At 44.4% G+C, this 6,667-nt stretch carries 5 protein-coding genes and 2 pseudogenes; 3 read left to right on the forward strand and 4 right to left on the reverse strand.

Features of this window, described 5'->3' with window-relative positions; translation table 11 throughout:
* The first annotated feature begins 279 nt into the window (after nucleotides 1-279).
* Nucleotides 280-1,543: pseudogene (locus tag IEY53_RS34370) on the forward strand (IS110 family RNA-guided transposase).
* 529 nt (nucleotides 1,544-2,072) lie between these two features.
* On the opposite strand, the gene IEY53_RS34375 reads toward IEY53_RS34370, so the two are convergent.
* The 4 genes and pseudogenes from IEY53_RS34375 to IEY53_RS34390 all read right to left on the reverse strand — a co-directional run.
* Nucleotides 2,073-2,969, reverse strand: a complete 897-nt coding sequence (locus IEY53_RS34375) for an alpha/beta hydrolase family protein (RefSeq protein WP_189032802.1) — start codon at nucleotides 2,967-2,969, stop codon at nucleotides 2,073-2,075.
* Nucleotides 2,970-3,002: 33 nt separating this feature from the next.
* A complete protein-coding gene (locus tag IEY53_RS34380) occupies nucleotides 3,003-3,878 on the reverse strand; it encodes an AraC family transcriptional regulator (protein WP_056038926.1) in 876 nt (291 codons plus the stop codon).
* A 103-nt stretch (nucleotides 3,879-3,981) separates the two neighbouring features.
* Nucleotides 3,982-4,362: a DUF6262 family protein gene (locus tag IEY53_RS34385; RefSeq protein ID WP_189032803.1), complete on the reverse strand. Its 381-nt coding sequence runs from the start codon at nucleotides 4,360-4,362 to the stop codon at nucleotides 3,982-3,984.
* Nucleotides 4,355-5,515 (reverse strand): annotated as a pseudogene (locus IEY53_RS34390) (tyrosine-type recombinase/integrase); the annotation flags it as partial. The pseudogene IEY53_RS34390 and the gene IEY53_RS34385, both read right to left, overlap by 8 nt.
* A 351-nt stretch (nucleotides 5,516-5,866) precedes the next feature.
* On the opposite strand from IEY53_RS34390, the gene IEY53_RS34395 reads away from it, so the two are divergent.
* Both IEY53_RS34395 and IEY53_RS34400 read left to right on the forward strand, forming a co-directional pair.
* Nucleotides 5,867-6,217, forward strand: a complete 351-nt coding sequence (locus IEY53_RS34395; protein ID WP_189032805.1) for a hypothetical protein — start codon at nucleotides 5,867-5,869, stop codon at nucleotides 6,215-6,217.
* Complete coding sequence (locus IEY53_RS34400; protein WP_189032806.1) at nucleotides 6,210-6,563, forward strand: hypothetical protein; 354 nt, start codon at nucleotides 6,210-6,212, stop codon at nucleotides 6,561-6,563. Before IEY53_RS34395 ends, IEY53_RS34400 begins: the two co-directional genes overlap by 8 nt.
* Nucleotides 6,564-6,667 lie beyond the last annotated feature (104 nt).

The following is a 6,667-nucleotide window of genomic DNA, read 5'->3' on the forward strand; positions in this document are numbered from 1 at the left end:
AACGATTGATCGTCTACTTATCAAGTTATAAACTTAATTGCGGTTTATATAGACTGAAAATTATCAAGACCTAAACTTAAAAAAATCAAGTAAAATAAAGGGCTCTACATATTATGCATGACTAATATGTGGAACCCTTTATGTTTAACTATCGTTACCCATTAGATTCCTGTAATACGATTAATTCTGAGCTTTGAAAAAAAACGAGCGCCTCGGTACGATGGGGTTACGCACGGGATCATTGTCCCAAAAACCCATCATCCAGGAGGTCGCTCTACTATGAAGTTTAAATCGCAGGACAAACAAAATCAACTCATTGAAAACATTTCCTCTTTGCATCTAGTTATCGGTGTAGATATCGCCCAGGAGGCTCACGTCTCTCGTGCGGTCAGCTTTAGGGGCATTGCTTTGGGGTCACCGCTAGAGTTTGGTAGTAATCATGAGGGATTTCAGCTGTTCGGTCGATGGATTCAGGATCTGCTCAACTCTTTCAACCTGAGCAAAGTCATCGTTGGTATGGAACCCACCGGACACTACTGGTTGAGCTTGGCTCGCTGGCTTTCAGGCCAAGGCATTGAGGCCGTTCTCGTGAATCCTCACCTCGTCAAAAAGAACAAGGAAAACCGCGACAATACCCCTTCCAAAAGTGACCGAAAAGATGCGCTCGTCATCGCAGATATGGTCAAAAACGGGTATTACTCCCCTGTCCGATTCAATTCCGAAGCCTATGAGGAACTGCGGATTCTCATGGCAAACCGGGACACCGTCACCAAACGGCTCAACAGTGCTGTTAACCAGATTCATCGCTGGGTAGACATTGTGTTCCCTGAACTGCGGCAGGTCTTTAAAATCCTTACCTGCACCAGTGCGATCGCTACGCTCAGGCTCTTTCCGTTACCTATGGAAATAAGCAAGTTAACCACTGAACAAGTCCTCGCTGGCTGGAAGCAATATGTGAAGCGTCATACCGGTGTTGAAACGCGCAGAGCAGCTCATTATGCTAGCAAAATGCAGTGTTGGCGCAACTCAGGCACTCCACGCTTACAAGCTTCATCTGAACCAACTGCTTGAGGAATATGACTTGGCACAGCGCCAGCTGGAACAGATTGAGACTGAGCTCCATCTCATCCTCGAACGTATTCCCTACGCGCAGAAGTTGCTTGAAATCCGGGGCATTAATGCAACGAGCTTAGCCGGTATACTAGGCGAAGCTGGTGATCTAAGCGGATTTGCACACGGAAATGCTTTCCTACGACATGCTGGTCTGAATCTAGCTGCAAGTTCCGGGAAGTGGCGTGGAAAAATGGTGCTCAGCAAACGAGGCCGCCCACGTCTGCGACGCTTTCTCTATTTAATGACGATGTGCATGGTGATGACCAATCCGGATGTTAGGGCTTTACACCATCATAACGTCGAGGTAAAGAAGTTGAAGAAAATGAAGTCCATTATGAAATTATGCGGTAAAGTCGCACGAATGCTAGTGGGCTTGGCTAAGAGCAGTGAGGCTTACAACTCGATCAAAGTCTTCCCGCAAGCAGCCTAATGCCAGTTTACCCTCACCAGCTCATGCATTCGCAGGATGACAAGAAGCACGGAGTATCGGGAGACGTTACGCAAAAGGGCTCGGACCCGTTCCGTTAGAAAGACCGACCTCCACACCTTAGTTAGATATGACGAAGGAATGAAAGGGCTATGACCCGTTGAGACATGGGAGCGAGAATCGCTAGGGCTACGTGGAGACGTGCACTATATGGAATGATATGGGTGTTGAACATCACACCTTTGTTTCCGCATGCCCTCTCTACAATCCCCAACGATTAGCTCCTTCGTGTCCTTCTTCGCTCATACTATCCTCTTGGTGAAATCCTGCGAATTCATGAGCCTGAGTGAGGAAACTGAATCATTTCGAGGGAGCTTAATACCCCACCGAATCTACCTTTGTCGAACGGCTTCCAATGAAATATGTAGCCCCACTTGCCAGTACTGTCAAAAAAATCCCCGTTTTTATTAAACATCATATTTCCCTCCCGATGGGTAGTGCACACTTATACGCTTGCGATACATTTCGTTTCCTAATCATAAGTCAACAGAAACTGTACTACCTCAGTCTTCAGCGTTTCGTGAAATTGCACGCGATCAAAGCCAGGTGGGTCCTGTGAGGGGGGAAAGGCGGGTGAAATCATCGCAGCTGGGAAAGGACTCAGGAAGGAAAAGTGTCCGGCATTCTCCACCGTCCGATAGCGAATCATCCGTGGTTCGGCAACACCTTTCAAGATGATCTGTGCGTGAAATGGAGGTGTGTACGGGTCTCGCTCCGCGTCCAGCATGAGAATGGGGAGACGAACGTCGCTTAATGCCCCCTCATTCCGGAACCAAACGGACGCCGGGGCCAGCAAAATCAGGGACTGGATTCGCGAATCGCGAAGGACATCGATTTGCTGCGGCTTCCCATTTGGGCTCTCATTAGGGAAGGAGGTCGGGACGCCGCCAGCTGCTGCCAGCGCGGTGTAGCCGCCCATGGAATGCCCGATGACCGAGAGGCTTCCCGGCTGGATAAGCCCCTTAAACCTCTCATCTTCAAAAAACCAGTCGGCTGCCATGCGAAGGTGCTGGGGTCGATAGGTGAGGTTTTGGACCGTACCTTCCAAACTATTATCGTTGCGGTTATTGTGCGGATGTTCGGGCAGGCCAACGATAAAGCCGCTGCGTGCCAAATGCCGAGCAAGCGACCAGTACACAAGCGGCGAACCGCCTGTACCGTGTGAAATGAGGACCAACCTAAACTTTCCCTCCCTCGGCGCTGCGTCTCTGGCCACTTCCAACGAGTACGGCCCTAGACGATCAGCCTGTTCCGGTGCGTCTGTCGGATACATCACGATCATAGGAAAGGTCACCCTCAATGAGTTTTCTGTAATTTGTACCTCGCAGCATCCTGCGTATCCTTCATTAATTTCTGCTTTTTTGTTCATCTTGATTTCTTCCTCTCCTTGAGAGATACGCTCCTAAGATGGCGAGCTAACGGGAATATATATGTCCAATACCGAATCCTCGTTCGTCGGTCCTAGATATCGTTGGTCGTAACGCGCGAACTCCGGGGCATTCGTACGAACGCTGCCTGACTGGGGTAACCACGTTTCGTAAATGTATTGGAACGTATCGTTGAGTCTCGCTAATGTCCCCTTATGAGTAAAAACCGCATAAGTTGCCGCTGGTAGCAGCTTAGCGACCATTCCCAAGAGAACCGTACTCTCCTCGCTGGTCGCCTCGACACAAGCGGTATAAGTGACTTCCCATTGCTCGCCCGTAAGTTCAATGACCGCATAAAATATGTCTTCCGTATCCGGTTTTCGCTTAATTTCAAACACACGCTGCCTAAAGCTCCGCCATAGCATTCCGACCTTGTCCGAATTGACACCCGGTATCGACATGCCGACCAAATGCAGATTGTCCAGGCAGACAAAAGCTGGCACGAGGGAAAAGCCCTTATGCAAATGTTGCAGCCCCACTTCATCCAAAGGAAGCTTCTCCATGGCCCGGAACAACGTGTCCTTCATGTCCCTTTGCTTGCGAAATTGTCCTGGCGAGATGGAGAACATTTTCCGAAAGGCTCGGGCGAAGGATTCCTGGGACTCGAATCGGTACTGGATGGCAATATCTATGATCCTTTGGTTGGTATGAAATAAATCGTATGCCGCGTGCGTCAATCTCCGCTTGCGTATGTACTCTGAGACGGAGGATCGGGTAACTGATAGGAAGATCCTGTGAAAATGGTAAGGCGAATAGCCGGCAGCTTCCGAAACCTTGGCGCTTAAACTCTCATCGGTCAGATGATTTTCAATATAGGAAATGGCCTTGATTACCGAATCTTTATAGTTCACATTAATGCCTCCATAGAGATATTATCACTGTACGACAGATGAAACGCTCGGTTTTGATATTTTTTGCGGAATGTTACTTTTCTTACCGTTCAATGAAGTGCAACTAAAATTTTTCGTAAATCTGAGCATAAGCCTTTTTCATTTCTTCTCGTAATTCTTTGTTCTCGTTCTCCAGTGCTTTGATTTTGCGTTTTAACGTTTCGATGAGTATATCCTTATTCGCATCATTCATCTCACGCTTGATTTGCTTTGGAGTAGGTGCTTGTGATTGTTGAGGGCGTAAGGATTCGATCCTCTCGCGGATATCTGAATGGTTATATAAACTCGCTTTCGATACACCCGATTCTTCTGATACGCTATTGAAATTAATGCTCTTGTTGGCTCGTAAGAGGCGTTTAATCGCCTGATCTACCTTCTCTAAGGTACTCGCCTTCCGTTGGGCATGGATTCTCTTCAGATGAGCTGTACGGTCGTAATTAGCCATTTCCAGCACTCACCTTTCTTTTTATACGGTCTTGTCTACCGAAAATGATATTGCCTTCTTGAAGGTTAGTTAGAATCCCCTGAAAACGTAGTAGATTTTTCTCATTCTTCTCAGCCATATCTTCACGACCATGTTGTTTTGCTGCCTCAATAGCCTTTGAAGTGGTTTTAATATGCAGTTCATATTTCTGTACATCCAATTCAGAGAAGCCTATGGCTAAATCTTTACATGGGCTTCCTCCATTACACGTTAAGCAAGGTGGTGCTTCCATGTGAGGGCATTCACCTTTTAAACGAGCGTGGCATGTCCCATAAGGGTTATCCATTGCATTCAACTTATGGTCTTGCCATAACGCATTTAAGATCTCTGCAGGAATGTCTTCTCCCACTTTAATTTCTTGCACATCACCGTTAAGGTCAAAGCTAAAAACACCTTGATTGATTACAGTTTCAAAAGCCTTTCTTTTCGTATCATCCAACAACTTTGCATACCGCAAGGTCATTTCAGGAGAAGCATGGGCTAACAACTCTTGGACAGTCAGAATGTCCGCTCCACCATTTAGCATCTTTACTGCATAAGTATGTCTAAACTGATGGGTTTTAAAGTGAAATACATTCCCATTTTCATCGGTGATATTCTTTTTCATAGCCAGTTCATTTAATTGTCTCAGAAGCCAATGCTGGCTGAATGGCCTTCCTTTGCGAGCGCCACGATAACGAACAAAAATTAATCCTTCTGGATTATTATCTTGATTGCTTTTTTCTTTTGAATGTTGAATGAGAACTGCAAGAATATCCGCCAACTTTTCGTCAATGGGAATTCGATGACCTTGAACATAAGTCTTTTCAATATCTGTTACAATGGAGTATTTGCCGTTTAGTTTTACTAAGCAGCCCGAAGTTAAGCCTAACACATCGGAAACGCGTAGCCCTGTTTTAAAGGCAACCCATACGATAGGAGTTATCTCTTTAGGTAAGTCATTAATATGGGTGAATAATTGCTCTAAAACATAATCTGGAATGTAGTCAATTTGGTCAATAGATGTTTTTCGAAGCTTGGGCTTATCCTCTGGAAAAAGGAGTCTTTGTACAGGAGTTTCAGGAGCGATGTCATATTCGTAACGGTGAAGATCCTCCAGAAACTTGCCGACAACTAGAACTCCTTTGTATAGAGAAGACGACAAGATGAAACGAACGAAATTGTACTTTAACTTTCATCGAGAGCGCAGCGATCTTTCCCCGGGATGGCACAATGATATTGCATCATTTAAATCCTCTAGGGAGGTATGCGATCATTCATTAATTATAAATGCTGTGCATCTGCTTATACATCATTAGTAGATTCATTTTTGCGGTTTGTTTCTAACTAGCTAGATTAAACGTGCTGATTACTTTAAATAATTCATAGAATGGAAAATTTGGAATTTTGGTATATTTTACCTTGTAAAAATAATCCATGTATATTGCCATATAAATATTCCAAATAATGAAAGAGAGTGATAAAAATGAGTTTCAAAAAATTATTACTAACTTCTTTATCTGTTTGTCTTTTGGCGGTAGGATCACCTGTATGTGCATCTAGTAGTGTTGAAGAAAGTCCTGCTTCTGCTATTGCACAAACTATCGATCTGGAAAATGATTTTGATGAATTGTCTAAAGATGTAATCGTAAGTGATGTTTTAACTTACGATGAAATGGTTTCACTCATGTCTGAAGAACAAGGTATCACAGAGGATGAAGCTTCTGCTATCATTCTAAATAATTCAGATGCCAATAATAGAAGCTCGTTAGAAAGTAGAGAAGCGGCAGCACGCTTAAACACATATAGAACTGTAACCAAAATGCTCGATGGTTGATAACTCCTACTATAGACCATCAATCGAGTTCTACTGTCAAACAACTGAAGGTGCAGGTTTTCATGGTATTTTAAAAATCATGAACTCTAGTATGAATACATTGTTTTATAATGGTTCTACTTACACCGCAAAGACTTATGTTGGTACCCTTTACGTGAATCTTCAAGATGCAAATACCATTTACTACATTGCAGACGGGAAATTTTATAATAACGGTGGTGTTCAATCAGTTACTGGTAATGTAGAAATAAGCATTGGTGGTGCAGCAACTCTTGGAATTTCTGCTACCGCTGCTACTAATTTGTATATGACGATTTTCCAATCCGGTCCTTTTCTTTGGTACTAAAATAAAAAAATAAAACCATGAAAGATCGCTTAAGCGATCCTTCATGGTCAGATTGTCGAGAAACCCAGGTCATTTCTTTGACTCTGGGTTTCTTTTTACGTTCA

It is taken from the genome of Paenibacillus albidus, from assembly GCF_014644435.1.
Lineage (GTDB): Bacteria > Bacillota > Bacilli > Paenibacillales > Paenibacillaceae > Paenibacillus_AQ > Paenibacillus_AQ albidus.

What these genes read in the sequence shown, in the direction of transcription:
- IEY53_RS34375 (WP_189032802.1), bottom strand. Translation starts at nt 2,969, where the DNA reads ATGAACAAAAAAGCAGAAATTAATGAAGGATACGCAGGATGCTGCGAG.
- IEY53_RS34385 (WP_189032803.1), bottom strand. Translation starts at nt 4,362, where the DNA reads ATGGCTAATTACGACCGTACAGCTCATCTGAAGAGAATCCATGCCCAA.
- IEY53_RS34395 (WP_189032805.1), top strand. Translation starts at nt 5,867, where the DNA reads ATGAGTTTCAAAAAATTATTACTAACTTCTTTATCTGTTTGTCTTTTG.
- IEY53_RS34400 (WP_189032806.1), top strand. Translation starts at nt 6,210, where the DNA reads ATGGTTGATAACTCCTACTATAGACCATCAATCGAGTTCTACTGTCAA.